General features: G+C 70.5%; 18 protein-coding genes. 12 read left to right on the plus strand and 6 right to left on the minus strand.

Annotation, left to right across the window (positions count from 1 at the left end; translation table 11 throughout):
- Nucleotides 1–24 precede the first annotated feature (24 nt).
- Together ABD944_RS28515 and ABD944_RS28520 are read left to right on the plus strand one after the other, a co-directional pair.
- Complete coding sequence (locus ABD944_RS28515) at nt 25–1,119, plus strand: ferritin-like domain-containing protein (protein ID WP_345181919.1); 1,095 nt, start codon at nt 25–27, stop codon at nt 1,117–1,119.
- Nucleotides 1,120–1,275: 156 nt separating this feature from the next.
- Entirely contained in the window at nt 1,276–2,214 is a 939-nt protein-coding gene (locus ABD944_RS28520; protein WP_345181921.1) for an RNA polymerase sigma-70 factor, read from the plus strand.
- Nucleotides 2,215–2,329: 115 nt separating this feature from the next.
- Here ABD944_RS28520 and ABD944_RS28525 read toward each other — a convergent pair whose 3' ends face one another.
- Entirely contained in the window at nt 2,330–2,572 is a 243-nt protein-coding gene (locus tag ABD944_RS28525) for a hypothetical protein (protein WP_345181923.1), read from the minus strand.
- 221 nt (nt 2,573–2,793) lie between these two features.
- Here ABD944_RS28525 and ABD944_RS28530 point away from each other — a divergent pair, with 221 nt between their 5' ends.
- The 6 genes from ABD944_RS28530 to ABD944_RS28555 all read left to right on the plus strand — a co-directional run bounded on the left by ABD944_RS28530 (nt 2,794) and on the right by ABD944_RS28555 (nt 7,172).
- Nucleotides 2,794–3,258 (plus strand): SDR family NAD(P)-dependent oxidoreductase, encoded by a 465-nt coding sequence (locus ABD944_RS28530; RefSeq protein ID WP_345181925.1) that lies wholly within the window; start codon nt 2,794–2,796, stop codon nt 3,256–3,258.
- 297 nt (nt 3,259–3,555) lie between these two features.
- Complete coding sequence (locus ABD944_RS28535) at nt 3,556–4,311, plus strand: nuclear transport factor 2 family protein (protein WP_345181927.1); 756 nt, start codon at nt 3,556–3,558, stop codon at nt 4,309–4,311.
- A 287-nt stretch (nt 4,312–4,598) separates the two neighbouring features.
- Nucleotides 4,599–4,982, plus strand: coding sequence for an SAM-dependent methyltransferase (locus ABD944_RS28540; RefSeq protein ID WP_345181929.1), 384 nt, complete (start codon nt 4,599–4,601; stop codon nt 4,980–4,982).
- Nucleotides 4,934–5,551, plus strand: coding sequence for an SAM-dependent methyltransferase (locus ABD944_RS28545; RefSeq protein WP_345181981.1), 618 nt, complete (start codon nt 4,934–4,936; stop codon nt 5,549–5,551). The genes ABD944_RS28540 and ABD944_RS28545 overlap by 49 nt, the downstream gene beginning before the upstream one ends.
- A 444-nt stretch (nt 5,552–5,995) precedes the next feature.
- Nucleotides 5,996–6,553 carry a dihydrofolate reductase family protein gene (locus ABD944_RS28550; RefSeq protein WP_345181931.1) on the plus strand — a complete coding sequence of 186 codons (558 nt, stop codon included), beginning with the start codon at nt 5,996–5,998 and terminating at the stop codon, nt 6,551–6,553.
- A gap of 229 nt (nt 6,554–6,782) precedes the next feature.
- The gene (locus tag ABD944_RS28555; RefSeq protein WP_345181933.1) at nt 6,783–7,172 is read left to right on the plus strand and encodes a dihydrofolate reductase family protein; all 390 of its coding nucleotides are present in this window, start codon (nt 6,783–6,785) and stop codon (nt 7,170–7,172) included.
- A gap of 350 nt (nt 7,173–7,522) precedes the next feature.
- On the opposite strand, the gene ABD944_RS28560 is transcribed toward ABD944_RS28555, so the two are convergent.
- Genes ABD944_RS28560 through ABD944_RS28570 form a run of 3 tightly spaced genes read right to left on the minus strand, consistent with a single transcriptional unit; the run spans nt 7,523 to nt 9,030 of the window.
- A complete protein-coding gene (locus tag ABD944_RS28560; protein WP_345181935.1) occupies nt 7,523–8,581 on the minus strand; it encodes an RIO1 family regulatory kinase/ATPase domain-containing protein in 1,059 nt (352 codons plus the stop codon).
- Nucleotides 8,533–8,730 carry a DUF4158 domain-containing protein gene (locus ABD944_RS28565; RefSeq protein ID WP_345181937.1) on the minus strand — a complete coding sequence of 66 codons (198 nt, stop codon included), beginning with the start codon at nt 8,728–8,730 and terminating at the stop codon, nt 8,533–8,535. Before ABD944_RS28565 ends, ABD944_RS28560 begins: the two co-directional genes overlap by 49 nt.
- A 45-nt stretch (nt 8,731–8,775) precedes the next feature.
- Nucleotides 8,776–9,030, minus strand: a complete 255-nt coding sequence (locus ABD944_RS28570) for a DUF4158 domain-containing protein (protein ID WP_345181939.1) — start codon at nt 9,028–9,030, stop codon at nt 8,776–8,778.
- Between the two features lie 354 nt (nt 9,031–9,384).
- On the opposite strand from ABD944_RS28570, the gene ABD944_RS28575 reads away from it, so the two are divergent.
- The 3 genes from ABD944_RS28575 (at nt 9,385) to ABD944_RS28585 (ending at nt 12,688) form a co-directional block, all read left to right on the plus strand.
- Nucleotides 9,385–10,365 (plus strand): hypothetical protein, encoded by a 981-nt coding sequence (locus ABD944_RS28575; protein WP_345181941.1) that lies wholly within the window; start codon nt 9,385–9,387, stop codon nt 10,363–10,365.
- A gap of 154 nt (nt 10,366–10,519) precedes the next feature.
- Entirely contained in the window at nt 10,520–10,960 is a 441-nt protein-coding gene (locus ABD944_RS28580) for a hypothetical protein (protein ID WP_345181943.1), read from the plus strand.
- A gap of 174 nt (nt 10,961–11,134) precedes the next feature.
- A complete protein-coding gene (locus tag ABD944_RS28585; protein WP_345181945.1) occupies nt 11,135–12,688 on the plus strand; it encodes an FAD-binding oxidoreductase in 1,554 nt (517 codons plus the stop codon).
- Between the two features lie 174 nt (nt 12,689–12,862).
- Here ABD944_RS28585 and ABD944_RS28590 read toward each other — a convergent pair whose 3' ends face one another.
- The gene (locus tag ABD944_RS28590) at nt 12,863–13,540 is read right to left on the minus strand and encodes a TetR/AcrR family transcriptional regulator (RefSeq protein WP_345181948.1); all 678 of its coding nucleotides are present in this window, start codon (nt 13,538–13,540) and stop codon (nt 12,863–12,865) included.
- Between the two features lie 75 nt (nt 13,541–13,615).
- Between ABD944_RS28590 and ABD944_RS28595 the strand changes: the two genes are divergently transcribed.
- A complete protein-coding gene (locus ABD944_RS28595; protein ID WP_345181950.1) occupies nt 13,616–15,220 on the plus strand; it encodes an ABC-F family ATP-binding cassette domain-containing protein in 1,605 nt (534 codons plus the stop codon).
- Nucleotides 15,221–15,237: 17 nt separating this feature from the next.
- Here the strand turns inward: ABD944_RS28595 and ABD944_RS28600 are convergent, their stop codons facing one another.
- Nucleotides 15,238–16,434, minus strand: a complete 1,197-nt coding sequence (locus tag ABD944_RS28600; protein ID WP_345181951.1) for an FAD-dependent monooxygenase — start codon at nt 16,432–16,434, stop codon at nt 15,238–15,240.
- Between the last annotated feature and the right edge of the window lies 1 nt (nt 16,435).

Raw genomic sequence — 16,435 nt, forward strand, 5'->3', positions numbered from 1 at the left:
CACGACATCCGAAGCGAGACACTCATGAACCACCCACTCGGGCGGCAGCATGCCCCCGTTCCCGTCCCGTCGACCGGAATCGCCACGCTCGACGATCTCCGCGAGCACCTGCAGTGGGCGATCGAGCTGGAGCACGCGACCCTGCCGCCGTACCTGTGCGCGCTCTACTCGCTCGACCCGGAACGCAACCCCGATGGCGCGGAGGCGGTGGCGGGCGTCTTCATCGAGGAGATGCTGCACCTGGTGCTGGCGGCGAACCTGCTCAACGCCGTCGGCGGGAGCCCGCGGCTGGACGCGCCGGAGCTGCTGCCGCCGCACCCCCGGCGGCTGCCGCACGGCGACCCCTCGCTGGAGCTGTCGCTGCTCCCGTTCGGCGATGCGGCGCTCGACATGTTCCTCCGCCTGGAGCGGCCGGCGCCGCCCGGCGCTCCCGCCGAAGGCGACGGCTACGAGACGATCGGGCAGTTCTACGAAGCGATCGAGGCCGGGCTGAGCGGCCTGTGCGACCGGCTCGGCGAGGCGGAGGTCTTCTCGGGCGACCCGTCCCGCCAGGTCCACGCCGGGCACTTCCAGCACACCGCCGGACAGATGATCGCGGTCACCGATCTGGCCTCGGCGCTGGCCGCGCTGGAGGAGATCGTCGAGGAGGGCGAGGGCACGTCCCGCGGCGCGGTCTGGGACGGCGACCCCGACGTCCACCACCCCGGCCGGGACGAGGTCGCCCACTACTACCGCTTCCAGGAGCTCAGAGTCGGCCGCCGCTACCGCCGCGGCGACACCCCGCGGTCCGGGCCCACCGGCGAGCCGGTCGGCGTGGACTTCGCCGGCGTCCTGCCGATGCGGCCCAACCCCAAGATCGCCGACCATCCCCCGGGCAGTGCGATCCGCGCGGCCCAGGAGGAGTTCAACCGGACGTACTGCACTCTCCTGCACCTGCTGGAGCAGGCGTTCAACGGCTGCCCGCAGCTGCTCGGGGTCGCAGTCACCACCATGTACAGGCTCAAGGCGCAGGCCCAGGCGCTGATGCGCACGCCCGACGGCGACGGCACCACGGCCGGCCCCACGTTCGAGTACGTCCCGCCGGATGAGCGCGGTGGGAGCGCCGGCGACGAGCCGTAACGCATCAACGCACCCCGCGCGCGGCCTCCTTTTGGAGGCGCTCCGCCATCTCGGACTGGTAGCGGTTACTGTCACAGAAGTGAGGCCTGCCTTGTCTGAGCTGTCCGAGGGCAGGTGAGACCGGACAGGCCGGCGATCCGAACGGGGGCGATCTTGGTGGCGGACGGCGGACCGGGCGGCGACCCGGCGGCGGACGGGCCGGCCGCCGCCGTTCCGGAGACGGCGGGCGATCTCGACCACGCCGCGGCGGTCTTCGCCGAGGTGCGGCGACGGCTGTTCGGGATCGCCTACCGGATGCTGGGCAGCGTCACCGAGGCCGAGGACCTGGTGCAGGACGTCTGGCTGCGGTGGCAGACCTACGACCGCGCCGCCGTGGCCGATCCCGCCGCGTTCCTGGCGACGACCACCACCCGGCTGGCGATCAACGTCCTGCAGTCCGCCCGGGTCCGCAGGGAGAGCTACATCGGTCCCTGGCTGCCCGAACCCGTCGACACCGGCTCCGATCCGTACCTGGGAGCCGAACGCGGCGAAGCGCTCAGTTTCGCGGTCCTGATGCTCCTGGAACGGCTGTCGCCCACCGAACGCGCCGCCTATGTCCTGCGAGAGGCGTTCGACTATCCCTATCCGCAGATCGCCGAGATCCTCCAGGCCGGGGAGGCGGCGGTCCGGCAGCTGGTCAGCAGGGCCCGCAAGCACCTGCGGTCCGAGCGGCGGGCACCGGTGACCGGCGCCGAGCAGCGCAGGCTGCTGACCGCTTTCGTCGCCGCTGCTCGCGCTGGCGACATGGCCGCTCTGGAGGAGCTCCTCGCCGCGGACGCGGTCAGCTACTCCGACGGCGGGGGCGCCGTCCGGGCGTCCCGTTTCCCCGTGGTGGGCGGGGTCCGCGTCGCCAAGTACGTCCGGGCGTTCGCGAACCACTTCTGGGACGGGGTCGACGTGGAGTGGGCCACCGTGAACGGCCAGTGGGCCGCCCTGCTCCAGCGCGACGGCCAAACCTTCACCGTCCTCACCGTCGACGGCACCGACGAGGGCATCGGCCAGGTGCTGTGGATGATGAACCCCGCCAAGATCACCGCAGCGACGGTCGTCACCTGACCGCCCGCGCGACCCGCCACCCCGTTGGATGGCCGCACCAAGGCCGGGCGGGGGCCGTCCGCCCACAACCTGCCGCTGCCGGTCATGGGCGGAGGCCCCGTCGGGCTGCCGTCCCTTAAGCCGGTTTGCCGATGTCGATCCACCGCTGGAGCTTCTCCAGGTCCGCCTCGGGCCATGCGCCGTCGCACGGCATTCGCCCACTCAGCAGGGAACCGATGATGGCGTCGGCGTGCTCGGAGACGTCAGCATGATCGAACAGGTCGAATCGGGTCAGCATCGCGGCGCGGTCCTTCGTCCGGAACAGGGGCCTGATGTCCTGCTCGAAGCTGAGTTCGTCGCCCTCAGTTGCGAATGGCACGTCTTGCTCTCCTTGCATGGAATGGCGGCATCGGTCCCCTGGATAGACCGGACAGCCCCCTGATCCGTGACAGGCTCCGCGCCGACGAGAGTGAGCACGCACTTTCGATGGGGCTGTCACAGCCCGGACGGGTCGCCTGTCTTAGCTGGCGACCGGGCGGCGCCCGGGGCGCGGCGGGTCTGTGCTCCGGCGGTCGCCGCGAACCCACGGGAAGGCTGAAAGTGCACCGCGAGTTCAACGGCAGGGTCGTCCTCGTCACTAGAGCGTCCTCGGGCATCGGCGAGGCAACAGCGCTGGCCTTCTCGGCGGAGGGGGCCCGCGTCGCCGCCGGAGCCCGGCGCGCGGATCGGCTGGAGTCTCTCGCGCGCAAGGCGCCGGGCGAGATCCTGCCCCTCAACCTGGACGTGACCGACCAGGAGTCGGCCACCGCCTTCTCCGAGGCGCTGCGGCAGGAGGTCACGGCTCAGGGCGTTCGCGTGGTGGTCGTCGAACCCGATTTCGTCGCGACCGAACTGATCAACCACAACACGGAACCCACGATGCGGGCCCTCGCCCGGGACACGGCAGCCGCCATGCGCACCCTGCAGCCCGAGGACATCGCCAACGCCGTCGTGTACGCGGTCACCCAGCCCGAACACGTCGCCGTCAACGAGATTCTCGTCCGGCCGACCGACCAGACCAGGTAGGTGAGCGATCTCAGAACGGGCCCGGGCCCTGGGTGCCGCACCAAGGACCTGGGGCGGTGGGCGCCTCCATCCGCGATGCCGCCGGTGTCAGCCGAAGGGGTCACGAATCGGTGAGCCGTCCGGTCTTAGCCGGCAACGGTGAAGAGGTGAGGACGACATGCCCACGATCCGGACGCCCGGCGGTCACGCGGACCGCTCCCCCACCGGGGAACGGCCCAAGGACGCCTCCCGCTCCCCGGAGCCCTCGTCCCGCCGCGGTGCTGAGAGCGGTGGCCGCGGCGTTGACGACGGTCGGCCATGACCGGGCCGGACGCCGGCGCCCTCGCCTCGCTCGCGGAGATGCTCGACGAGCGGCGGCACCTGGTGGACATCGCCACCTGGATGTTCGGCTCCGCCACCGCGGCCGAGGAGATCGTCCAGGAGACCTACCGTCGCTGGTACGTCCTCGACGACGGCGAACGCGCCGCCATCTCGTTGCCACGGGCCTGGCTGACGCGGGTGGCGGGAGGCATCTGCCTGGAACTGATCGCCTCCAACGCCGGGGCCCTCCCCACTGCCTCGGCCTCCTTCGGTTCCACGGCCGAGGACCGGGATGCCTCCGTCGAGGGTCGCCGTCCGGCCCCGTCCAGCACGCCTGACCTCGCCGAGGGCTGGGCGCGGCCCGTACGGGACGTCCCCGACCGTGCGATGCTGCGGAGGCATGATCGGATCGCGCGGCGGTTCGCGGCGGCCTGCGGCGCCGGGGACACGGCCGCGCTGATGGCCGTCCTCGCCGCCGACGCGATCGTTGTCAGCGACGGCGGCGGCAAGCTGCGCGCCGCGGTCCATCCCACCCACGGCGCGGACGCCGTGGCCCGGTTCATCACGGCTCTGCTGTCGGGCAGCCCCCGTACCGCCGTGACCGTCGGGTCCGTCAACGGCCGCACCGGCCTCGTCCTGCGCCGCGAAGGGCGGAGGGTGGCGGTGGTCAGCGTGAGCACGGCGGGCGACGAGGTCATCGCGGTCTGGATCGTGCTGAACCCCGCCAAGCTGGAAGGCCGGCAACGTCCATGATCCGCGGGGCCTGGCCAGACGGGACCTGACCTTCACCTAGGCACGCGGACCGCGATGGCGGGCCGCACGGGCTGGTGCCGGAAAGGCGACCCACCCCCGCAGCTGACCAGGTTGACCGCCGCCGGTGCCTGCTCGGCGGCGGTCATCAGGGGGTCAGATCGCGGGCTCCGACCGCTGGCCGATTCGTCGCCGGAAGGGGCAGCGTGAGGGCGCGGATGGCTCCTCCCAGGTGCTCACCGGCGCAATGGCCGACTCACCTTTCGGCGCGCGCCTCCGGGCGGCCGAGTATGGCCAGGTATCCGCCGGTGACGATCGCGTCGGCGGACGCCCCGTATTCCGCGGGTTCGGTCGCGCCCTCGGCCCGGCAGGACCGCGCGTTCCTGGGCCGGGCAGTGCGTTTTCTGGCTTCCCAGGGCATCCGGCAATACCTGGACCTGGGAACCGGGCTGCCGACCGTCGACAACACACACGAAGTCGCCCAGCGCGCCGCGCCCGAGTCCCGGATCGGCTACGTCGACAACGGCCCGCTGGTCCTCACCCACGCCCGCGCCCTGTTGACCAGCACCCCCGGCAGGGGGTCTGCGACTACATCCAGGCCGACATCCGCGACACCCGCGCCGTCCTGGCCGGCGCCGCCGCCACCCTGGACTTCGACCAGCCGGTCGCGCTGATGCTGCTGGGAGTCCTCAACCACATCGTCGACGACCACCAGGCCCGCCAACTGGTCGCCGACCTGCTGGCGGGCCTGGCACCTGGCAGTTACCTGGTCATCTCCCACACCTGCGACGCCACCACCGACGCACTCGACGGCCAAGCGATGCGCCGCGCCGTCCAGGAGGTCATGGACCGCGGCGGCACTCCCATCCGTGCCCGCTCGCCCGAGCAGATCCAGGAACTGTTCAGCGGAGCCGACCTCCTGGAACGCGGAGTGGTGTCCTGCTCCCGATGGCGGCCCAACCCCTCCCATGGCCCGTCAGTTGTCGGATGTATCCGTCCTGCCAAGACGGAGGGGCCGGGTCCTCACGTTCCTGGGCTGGGGAATCGGGCCCCCACCCAGACCAGCCAGCGGGCTTCGGCACTGGCGGCGGTCTCGTACAGCAGTAGTCCACACCACCCGCTTGCGCAGCGCGCGCGTCGTCAGCCAGCAGTCTTCAGGCGGACGGGGGACGGCGCGTTCGCTACAGCCGCGTGCACCTTCGCCAGCTCGCACTGCCAGCCTCCGCCGCGCGCGAGTCGATGACGTCCAGTAGCAACTCGATGAGCCGCTGCAACCCTCCGGTACCGCATGACCGGCTCCGCGCACCCGCGAGGATGCCGGCCAGGCCGCGTGGAGTCCTTCATCGGTAGTCCCGTGCGAGCCCGGCGGGTGCGACCGCGTTCACTCCGTGATGATGGTCTACGACCTCGGTATCGTCCGGACCGTCCTTCAGCCTGAAGTCGCATCCGCAAGGCCCGTCACGCGGCTGATGCCCCAGGGCTTCGCGCTTCTTTAGCCTGGCCACAGCCACACGACGAAGAGCAGGACGGCACATGACTTACTGCCCTGGGTGTGTCGATGGTGCGGAGTGCGATGAGTCTGGGCGAACCGTCAGTCTTACGTGCGAGTGGTCGACCACTGAGCACGAGCTGATTTGGCCCGCGTAGGGTCCGTCCTGGCGCGGGGAGGAACACATGGAGGCATCGGATGCGGAAGTTGATTCTGGGTTTCTACGTCTCGCTGGACGGCAAGAGCGCCGACGGGGACAACGGAATCCGTGACGTCATGATGAGCATCGACGACCCTGAGCAGGAGAAGTATTTCGTCGACCGGCTGTGGGAGGCTGGGGCCTTCCTCATGGGCCGGAACACCTACGAGATCATGGCCGGATTCTGGCCCAACTCCGACCACCCGTCCGCCAAGGCGATGAACGAGATTCCCAAGGTCGTGTTCTCCCGCACCCTGGAGTCGGCCGACGACTGGCCCGAGACCCGGATCGCCGGCGGGGACACGGCGGAAGAGATCGCCAAGCTCAAGGCCGAGCCCGGCAAGGACCTCCTCGCCGCAGGCGGCACCGGGTTCATGCACTCCCTGATCAAGCTCGGCGTCGTCGACGAGTATCGGCTGTGGGTGCTGCCCGCCGTCACCGGCAGGGGCGCCCCACTGTTCCCCGAGTTGGATCAGGCCGTAAAGCTGTGCTTGGTCAACAGCACCGCATTCCCGTCCGGAATTCTCGAACTGGTGTACACGCCAGCCGACCAGTAAAACCCGGCAAGCGGCGCGCGGATGCGGTGGCGCCGGAGATACTCAACGAGAACTCTGTTCTTGGTCCGTGACCGGGTTCGGTCCACGAACAGCGCCATCGTGCCGGCATGCGCGGTCTGCTCGATCGACCCTCTCTGTGCCATTCGGAGAAGGCCAGTCGGGTGCGTTGCTGTTGCCGTTTCGGCACGCATGGGTGCTACAAAACGCCCGGTGCGTCCAGGATGGACACATGAGGCTGACGACGATGACGCAGATCACCGTGGACGGTGTGATGCAGGGCAACGGTCACGCGACTCCCGAGGAGCTGGCGAGCGGGTTCAACCGGGACGGCTGGGCGCTCGGGGCATTCGCCGATGACACCGGCGAGATGATCACCGGGACCTGGGGCACTCGGCCGGAGATGCAGGCGCACCCCATCGGGGTCGCGCTCAACGGAGCGCAGAAGTACGTCGCATCCAACAGTCTCGAGCGACCGTCGTGGGGACCCGTCACGCTGCTGTCCGGGGATGCGACCGCGGCGATCAGGGAACTGAAGGAATCGTCGTCCGGCGAGATCCAGGTGCACGGGAGCGCGAAGCTGATCCGCTCGCTACTCGCCGCCGGCCTCTCGACGAACTGACGCTGCTGGTCGTTCCCGTGCTTCTCGGACAGGGCATGCGGCTGTTCCCAGACGATGGGCCCGCCGCCGCGCTCGAGGTCATCAGCTCCCACACCGACGCAAGGGGCGTCGGGGTGCACGTGTACCGGCCGGCCGGACAACCGGAGTTCCACCCCGCGCGGCCGACGTAAGCAGACCGGGGTCCCCGCGCGATCGGCCCTGCCGAGTCGCCACGGCGCGGCGCTTCGTCGACGAGGGCGTGAACGTCACCAAGGCCGCACCCGCTGTCGGCAAGGTACTCGTCCGCGCCGGCAGCCAGGCGGGCGGCCCGATCCGGGTGTTGTTGCGGGGCCGCCTTCTTCAGAGGGCGATCAGGACACCATTGTGAGCAGGTCCGCGAACAACTCTTGTTCGTCGATTTCGAGCCCGCGGTTCGTGAACCATGTGGCCATGTTGTGGCAGTCGCGCATCAGGAAGTCCATGCCTTTCGGGTTGCCGACGATGTCGACGACCTGGGGCAGGTCGATCCTCACGATCCGCTCGGCCTGGGCGAGGACGTTGTAGGGCGAGAGGTCGCCGTGCGCGAGCCCGGCGCGGGCCAGTTCACGCATTCCGTCGCGGAGCTGCTCGAAGTACACGCCGAGCAGCTCTTTGAGGATGCCGGGTTCCGTATCGATTGCAGCCTGCTCCGTGACGACCCACGACGGGCGTGGTTCGGGGCCACGCGAGCTTCGCTCGACGTCCAGCCACGTGGACCATCGTTGATCCGGGCCCACCTCCTCGCTGACCCGAATGGAATTCGAAGGCGAACGCGCCGGCCGGATCCGCTCGGGTCTTCTACCGGCCGGAGGTGAACTCCCGTTACGCCCACACGCCTCCACCCCCGCCCGCCTGCTCCAGCGTCTTGAGCACCAGCCGGCCTGCCGCTCATCGACCCCCGCACCCGGCACCGCCGCACCCGGCACCGCGGCGTCCGGCGGCGCTGCGTCAGAGCCCACCTCCCGGGCCGCTGCCAGCACCTCGCCGAACACTCCCAGCAGGCGCTCGGACTCGGCGCGGTGCGCCTCGCGCAGCGCCTCCAGATGGTCGCGGCCCCTCTTGTGGATCGCCGCGATCCGCTTGCAGAACATCGTCACCACGTCGTCGCGGACCCCGGTCGCGACCGTGTACACGAAACCGGCCAGCAACGTCAGCTGCTTGTCGGTGCCGACCTTGCGCATGTCGGCGGTGTCGGCGACCCGCGCCTCCCCGGCGAAGTGCGCGACCTTCCCCGCTGGCACGCCCTTCAGCCACACCCCGGTCGGGCCGATCTCGTCAAGGTCGGCCAGCAGCGCCAAACGCTGCTTGAACTTGGAGAGCGACGCCGCCTTGGCCACGTCCTTCAGCCGGTCGAACTCGCTGCGCCGGCTCGCCGGATCGACCACCAGCATCCGCGCCGGAAGAACCCGGTGTTGACCTCCGCGCGGGTCGAGGCGGCCATCGCGTCCAAGGTGGTGTAGCCCGGCAGCTCACACCGCGCGCGGACCAACTCCTCCAACGCCACGTTGATCAGGTCGGCAGGGTTGTCCTTGGACTGCACCGCTTGCGGATCGCCGCCTCGGCCACCTGCCGGACCCGGGCCGGCTCATAAGCCCAGCCGTTTGCGCACCAGCGCGCGGTGTCGCTTGGCCGACGCCGGGACCTCCGCCAGCTTCGGGAAGTACCCCGACCGCTGAAAGGACTTCAGCCACACCACCAGCGTCAGCAGATGATGCTCATCATCGGTGCACGACCGCGCCCACTCCACCTCGGCCCCGGTCTGCGTGCACGCCTCCGCCAACTCACGCGCCGACAACACCCGCGCAAACTGCGGATACGCGGTCCGATCGATCGAGGTCACCCACAACCCGCAGGACCGCCGCCGACCCGACGTCGATCACCCTAACGATCAACCGTCAGGCCGTGATCCCGTTCTGGCGTAGTCCGGCCACCCCCCATATGCGGTCTGCCGGTCGGATCCCAGGGCGATCACGCATGACCGTCGCCTCCTGACGTCTTCGGGCGGCTGGCCGCCGAGCCGGTTCGGGTGCCGGGCTGTGGGCCGGGTGGCTGGTGACGCGGGGCGATCCTGCTTCACAATTATGCGTTTTCGACACCTTGGAGCCAGCACAGTGCTGAAATATGGGCTGTGCACCGTTCTATCCACTTTGTCGGCAGTCTTCCTCCAGAGCTTTCCGCCAGCCCTCGCCAGGCCATGGAGTGGGTCCTCGATCACGCCCGCGGCCACCGGCTGATCTCCCTGCCCTGCGATCTCGACCCGGACTGGGTCATCGCCTACCTGCGGGATCTCGCCGAACGGGAGGCGTTCGAGATCAGGCGGGCCGGCGAGTACGCCGACTACGACGACATGCGCACCTACGGCGTACGGCGCGGTCGGCGGTTGCGGCCCGATGACGTGTCGATGCGCCGCTCTGACCGGTTGCGCGAGATCGTGGACGAGTTCCGTGCGCTGCGCGCCGAGCGCCCAGAGGTCGCCGACACCCGTCTGCAGATCAGCCTCCCCAGTCCACTCGACCTGGCGATCTTCGCGTTCGCCGGCCGGCCGTGGTTGTCGCTGCGGTACCTGCCGGTGTTCGCTCAGGCCGTCGTGGACGAGGTGGCGGACCTGGCGGCCTTCGCCGGACCGGACGCCGTCTGGCAGCTCGAGACGCCGTCCGTGCTGATAGGCATGGACATGGCCAGGCGGGTGCCCGGAGGCCCTGCCCTGGCCGCGCGGCTCATGGCCGGGCAGGTCGCGAACCTGATCGCGCGCTTCCCCGACGACGCTCAGGTGATCTTGCATCTGTGCTACGGCAACTACCGCAACACCGAGATGTTCGCGCCCCGCGACCTCGGCTCGGCCGTCCGATACCTCAACCTCCTCGCGGACGCGCTGCGCCGCCGCGGCCGGGGCCTGCCGCCGGTGCACCTCCCCGCGGCCTACGGCGCGCACCCTGCGCCGCGTACCGAGGCGTTCTACCGGCCGTTGAGCGGGCTCGCCCCGGAGTGGCAGGTTATCGCGGGGATCGCAGCGGCGGCCGACCCGGCGGGCGGCGTCGAGAGCCTGCGGCTGTTCGAGGCCGCCGCGGGCCGCGAGGCGTACGCGGTAGCCACGGCCTGCGGTCTCGGCCGGCACACCCCCGACGAGGCCAAACAGGCGGTCAGAGCGATGACCGCTGCGGTCGGCACCGGTTAGTGCGGGACGCGGCGGCCGAGGAGCGCAGCTACATCGCGAAGGATCCGCCGGCGACGGGCCCCTGCCGCCGTGACCTGAACGTGACGGTCCGTAGGCATGATCGGACGTCCAGCATGATCAAACGTTCTGCGGAATCGGCGAGCGGGAGGAAGCCTTGGGACGCGCGAAGACCACCGGCTACGGATGGGTCGGTTCGGTGCTGCCCCTTCTCGCCTTGGTCCTCGGAGCCTCGCTCGGTATGGCGGTCGGCGCCTGGCTGGAGGTCGAGGACGTCTTCGGACCGCCCGCCACGGGCGTCCTGATCGGCGAGGTCGCCGCCGCGGCGGTGGTGTTCCTCGTCGGCTTCCGCATGAACAGTTCGTGGACGCCCGAGGGCCGGAGGTGGACCAGGGAGCACAGCTACGGCGGCCACGGCGTCCAGTGGCTCGGCGTCACCATCGCCCTCGCCATCGCGACGGTCCCCTTCTCCATCACGTTCGAGAAGCTGACCGCACCCGGGCTGGACTGGGCGGGCCTCGTAGCGGCGATGGCGGTGACGGCCGGCGTCAGCCGCCTGATCTACGTGAAGACCTGCGCACCCGTCATCGACGCATAGAGGCCACGGCCGTCGGCGCGCCTGCTTCTCCGCTCTAGCCGAGCACCTGCCCGTCGTCACCGCCGCGCCGCATGTGGAGTTTTCTCTACCTGGTTGGGGGTGGTAACTCCCTAGTCCCGGTGCTCAGGCCTCAATAGCGTCCCCTACGTGGGCGGCCTGACATGAGGAGGCCACGTGGTCGAGCACAGCCGAAGGACCGTCTTGCGCAGCGGCGGCATCGCCGCGGCGTCCGTGCCGCTGGCCGGGCGGATCAGCCCGGCTGCGGCCGGTACCGATCCGATCATGGTCGGCCCCGGCGATCCGCGCTATCGCTCGCTGGTGCTCCGGGGCTACAACCGCCGCTTCGAGGGCAGACCCGAGGAGATCTGCGTCGCGACGTCCACCGAGGACGTCGTCCGGGCCGTCGAGAGGGCGGAGCGCACGGGCCGGCGGGTGGCCGTGCGCGGCGGCGGCCACTGCTTCGAGAACTTCGTGGACGATCCGTCGGTCCGGGTGCTCATCGACCTGTCCGGGATGACGGCCGTCGACTACGACCGGCGGCGCAAGGCGTTCATGGTCGAGGCGGGCGCCACGCTGGGCGAGGTCTACCGCCGGTTGTACGTGGGGTGGGGCGTGACCCTTCCTGGCGGGACCCATCCGGATGTCGGGGTGGGCGGGCACGTCGCGGGCGGCGGCTACGGGGTGCTCTGCAGAAGGGACGGTCTCTCCGTGGACCACCTGTATGCGGTGGAGGTGGTCGTCCTGGACCGCGCGGGGAAGGCGAGGAGCGTCGTGGCCACACGTGAGGCCTCGGATCCCAACCGTGACCTGTGGTGGGCCCACACGGGAGGGGGCGGCGGCAACTTCGGTGTTGTCACGCGCTACTGGTTCCGGTCTCCGGGAGAGCAGGCGGCGCTGCCGAAGCCGCCCGGCACCGTCCTCACGTTCACCGTGGACTGGCCGTGGGAGAAGCTCGACCGGGAGGCCTTCGTACGGCTCCTGCGCAACTACGGCGAATGGGGTGAGCGCAACTCGGCCCCCGGCTCGCCCATGGCGCCCCTGTACGGCGAGTTCATCTTTTCCAGACCCGCCGAGAACGCCACTCTGACGGGACAAGTGGTCAGTGACAGCGGCGCCGAACGAATACTGGCCGATCTGATGGGCGCCCTCCACCGCGGGCTCGACCTTCGTCCCCAGCCGAAGACGGTCGCCATGCCGTGGCTCCACGCGACACGGTACGGCTTCGGCGGAGGCCCCGCGCCGTTCTACCGGATCAAGATCAAGTCGGGTTACCGGCGGCGGCGCCTCACCGACGCGCAGGCCGCCGTCGCGTACGAGCAGCTTGCCAGGACCGACTTCGACAACGGGCACTTCTTCGTCAACACCTACGGAGGCCGGGTCAACGCGGTGGCTCCGGGGGCGACCGCCGTGGCCCACCGCGACTCGATCTTCAAGATCGGCTACCTGGCGGGCTGGGAGGACGCGAAGGGCGACGACCGGAACCTCACGTGGATCCGCGAGTTCTACCGGAAGATCTACGCGGCGAGCGGCGGAGTCCCGGCCGAGGACGACGGCTTCGGCACGTTCATCAACTATCCGGACGCCGACCTGGCCGACCCGCGGTGGAACCAGTCGAACGTTCCATGGCACACGCTCTACTACGGCGACGGCTACGCGCGACTTCAGCGCGTCAAGGCCCGCTGGGACCCGCGCAACGTCTTCCACCACACGCTGTCGGTCCGTGGCTGAGCTCAGATCAGGGCTGCGCTCGATCAGTCCGCCGTGGTGGCGCCGTTAACGGACGCCTCACTGCGGAGACCTGCGCGGGAGCCGGTCAGCCGTCGTAGTCGAACGGATCTTGTCATGCGCCGCGAGCAGATCCATCGGGGCCCGCGATCGACAGGTTCCACCGGCGGGAGCCGGCTACCCGAGGGTGTTCGCGCGGATTCCGTCGATCAGGTATCCCAGGCCGCGGTGGAACGCGTCGTCCCAGTCGTTGTCGCTGGGGTGCCCGTGCGCGGCCAGCGTCGGGTACGCCTCGCGCCGCGCCGCGAGGATCTCGTCCGCGGCTTCGCGGGTGGACGGCTCGTCCCGCCGGCGCCACGACAGCTGGCTGATCGTGGCCCCGATCACGAAGTGGGACAGCCCGTAGGCGGCGGCGGTCAGCGGCGCGCCCGTGAGCCCGGCGCGTTGCAGCGCCGCGTGCAGGAACTCCGTCCGCGCAAGGACGTTAGGGCCGAGCATCGGCCGGCCCATCAGCGTCGCGGTCCATGGATGGCGGAGCATCACCGCGCGCCACCGCTCCACCATCGCGGTGACGTCGGCGCGCCAGTCGCCGGTCGCCGGCGGCACCTCGGCCTCGCCGAAGACCGTGTCGAGGGCCAGGTCGAGCACGTCGTCCTTGGTGTCCAGGTGCCAGTACAGGGTGGTCGAACCGGTGCCGAGCCGCTCGGCCAGCCGCCGCATGGTCAGCCGGTCCGCGCCCTCCTCGTCGAGGAGGGCGACCGCTCCGGCGACGATGCGCTCCCGCGACAGCGGCGGCCCTTCCCGCCGCCTGCGCGGCTCCCTCAACCAGATGGCGCCCGCTCGACTCGTTCCCATGCGCCCACTCTAGTACGGTGGACGGGTGACCGGATCAATGTTCCAGTACCGGATCAGTGTTCGGAAGGGTGGTTCGTGGGCCACATCGATGTGACCGACCTGAGTTATGCGCTGCCCGATGGACGGCCCTTGCTGCGCGAGGTCTCTTTCCGCGTGGGGCAGGGCGCCAAGGCGGCCCTGGTCGGACCGAACGGCGGCGGCAAGACGACGTTGCTCAGGCTCATCGCCGGGGAGCTGGCCCCTTCCGCGGGGAAGGTCGCATGCACGGGCGGCCTCGGCGTGATGCGCCAGTTCACTCCGGAGGACCGCACCGTCCACCGGCTCCTGCTGTCGGTGGCGCCGCCGCGGATCAGAGCGGCGGCCGACGCGCTCGCACGCGCCGAAGCCGCGCTGAGCGACGCCGCGGAGAGTCAGATGGCCTACGCCCAGGCCATCAGCGACTTCGCCGACGCCGGCGGCTACGACCTGGAGGTCGTCTGGGACGCCTGCACGACCCTGGCGCTCGGCCTGCCGTACGAGGACGTCCGCGACCGGCCCGCGGGGAGCCTGTCCGGCGGCGAGCAGAAGCGGCTCATGCTGGAGGCGCTTCTGCGCGGGCCCGACGAGGTCCTGCTGCTCGACGAGCCCGACAACTACCTGGACATCCCCGGCAAGCAGTGGCTGGAGGAGCGGCTGCGGGCCAGCACCAAGACCGTGCTGCTGGTCTCCCACGACCGCCGCCTGCTCGCCGGGGCCGCCGACCGGATCATCACCGTCGAGTCCGGCACGGTCTGGGTGCACGGCGGCGGCTTCGCCACCTACCCGGCCGCGCGCCGGGACCGCGCCGCCCGCATGGACGAACTGCGCCGCCGCTGGGACGAGGAGCACGCGCGCCTGCGCCGCCTGGTCCACACGCTGCGCCAGCGTGCCGCCGCCAACGACGCCGTCGCCTCGTCCTACCAGGCGGCCCGCAGCCGCCTGGCCCGTTTCGAGGCGGCGGGGCCGCCGGAGCCGCCGCCGCGCGAGCAGAACATCCGGGTCCGCCTGCGCGGCGGACGCACCGGGAAGCGCGCCGTGATCTGCGAAGGGCTCGCCGTCGCCGACCTGACCGAGCCGTTCGACCTGGAGGTCTGGTACGGCGAACGCATCGCGGTCCTCGGCGCGAACGGGTCGGGCAAGTCACGGTTCCTCAAGCTGCTCGCCGCCCCGTCCTCGGTCCCCCACAAGGGCACGGTGCGCCTGGGCGCCCGCGTCGCTCCCGGCCACTTCGTCCAGACCCACGCCCGCCCCGACCTGCGCGACCGCCACCCTGACGAGATCATCACGACCGACTTCGGGACGACCCTCAACGACGCCATGCGCGCACTGGCCCGTTACGAACTCGCGCCCGCGCGGCACCAGCCCTTCCAGACCCTGTCCGGCGGGCAGCAGGCACGGCTGCAGATCCTGCTGCTCGAACTGTCCGGCTGCACCCTTCTCCTGCTGGACGAACCGACCGACAACCTCGACCTCGCCAGCGCCCAGGCCCTCCAAGACGGCCTGAACGCCTACCAGGGGACCGTCCTGGCCGTGACGCACGACCGCTGGTTCGCCGAGGACTTCGACCGCTACCTGGTCTTCGATCCGGACGGCACCGTCCACCACCGTGCGGCCCCCACATGGCCTGCGGAGAACCGGCCGCTCCCCCGCAACCGCCCGTAGGAGCACCGCCGGGGCGTTCAGGGCCGGGCGAGTTCGCGGTAGTCGCGCAAGGTGATGTTCTCGGCGGCCTTACGGGCGATCTTGGCGGGCATGTTCCTTCCCGGCAGGTACGGCATGACCTTGTAGTACCGGTTGAGGAGCGTGGCCAGGGCCCGGCTCCCGGGGACCATGAGCTTGGCGACGCCGTCGCCCATCTTCTGGCAGCCCACCGCGTACTCGCGCATCTCCTCCTCGTACCGGCCGAACGCCACGTGGTGGTCGCCGTGGGCCGCGGCCAGTTCGCCCGCCAGCACGTACGCGCCGACCAGAGCGAGTCCCGACCCCATGCCGGACAGGGAGGACGGGCAGTAGGCGGCGTCGCCGAGCAGCGCGACCCGGCCGCGCGACCATGTGTCCATGTGCACCTGGCCGACCGAGTCGAAGTAGAAGTCTGGCGCGTACCGCATGTCGTGCAGCAGCCGGTCGCTCTGCCAGCCGTTGCCGGTGAAGGCCTCGGCGAGGACGGCCTGCTGGCTCGCCACGTCGCCGCGGTCCAGGTCCAGCTGCGGCGAGGCGAAGTAGAAGACGGCCTTGGCCTCGGTGTTGTGGCGGGCGCTGTACATCGCGACGAGCTTGCCCGCGGTGCGGTAGGCGTGCCCGGTGTGGTCGAGGCCGAGATGGTTGGCCGTGGTGAAGATCGCGCAGTTGACGCCGAGGTGCTTCACGAACCGCTCCTCCGGCCCGAACGTCAGGCGGCGGGTGGTGGAGTGCAGCCCGTCCGCGCCGATCACCAGGTCGAACCGGCGCGGCGCGCCCCGCTCGAAGGTCGCCGTCACGCCGTGGGGGTCCTCGGTGAGCGAGGTGATGGAGTCGCCGAAGACGTACTCGGTGTGCTCCCTGGTCGCGTCGTACAGGATCCTGGCCAGGTCGCCCCGGAGGATCTCGACGTCTCCGGCGAACAGGTCGGCGGGGAGCTTGGCCTGCTGCCTGCCCGCGCTGTTGACGTACGACATGGAGCCCATGCCGGTGCGGGCGCGCTCGATGTCGGCCAGGATGCCCATGCGGCGCAGGACCGTCAGGTGGGCCTCGCCGCGGAAGTCGACGGCGTAGCCGCCGTCGCGGAGGGCGGGGGCGCGTTCCACGATGGTGGCCTGGAAGCCGTGCCGGTGGAGCCAGTAGGCGAGCGCGGGGCCGGCGACGGAGGCACCGGAGATCAATACCTTGAGGTTCGTCATG

Origin of the sequence: Actinomadura verrucosospora (assembly GCF_039540335.1) — a bacterium.
Classification (GTDB): Bacteria; Actinomycetota; Actinomycetes; order Streptosporangiales; family Streptosporangiaceae; genus Spirillospora; species Spirillospora verrucosospora.

Bases quoted from the DNA above. Each gene is read 5' to 3' on its own strand.
- ABD944_RS28550 (WP_345181931.1), top strand. From the start codon at position 5,996: ATGCGGAAGTTGATTCTGGGTTTCTACGTCTCGCTGGACGGCAAGAGC.
- ABD944_RS28535 (WP_345181927.1), top strand. From the start codon at position 3,556: ATGACCGGGCCGGACGCCGGCGCCCTCGCCTCGCTCGCGGAGATGCTC.
- ABD944_RS28515 (WP_345181919.1), top strand. From the start codon at position 25: ATGAACCACCCACTCGGGCGGCAGCATGCCCCCGTTCCCGTCCCGTCG.
- ABD944_RS28560 (WP_345181935.1), bottom strand. From the start codon at position 8,581: ATGCTGGTGGTCGATCCGGCGAGCCGGCGCAGCGAGTTCGACCGGCTG.
- ABD944_RS28600 (WP_345181951.1), bottom strand. From the start codon at position 16,434: ATGACGAACCTCAAGGTATTGATCTCCGGTGCCTCCGTCGCCGGCCCC.
- ABD944_RS28575 (WP_345181941.1), top strand. From the start codon at position 9,385: ATGGAGTGGGTCCTCGATCACGCCCGCGGCCACCGGCTGATCTCCCTG.
- ABD944_RS28540 (WP_345181929.1), top strand. From the start codon at position 4,599: ATGGCCAGGTATCCGCCGGTGACGATCGCGTCGGCGGACGCCCCGTAT.
- ABD944_RS28590 (WP_345181948.1), bottom strand. From the start codon at position 13,540: ATGGGAACGAGTCGAGCGGGCGCCATCTGGTTGAGGGAGCCGCGCAGG.
- ABD944_RS28555 (WP_345181933.1), top strand. From the start codon at position 6,783: ATGAGGCTGACGACGATGACGCAGATCACCGTGGACGGTGTGATGCAG.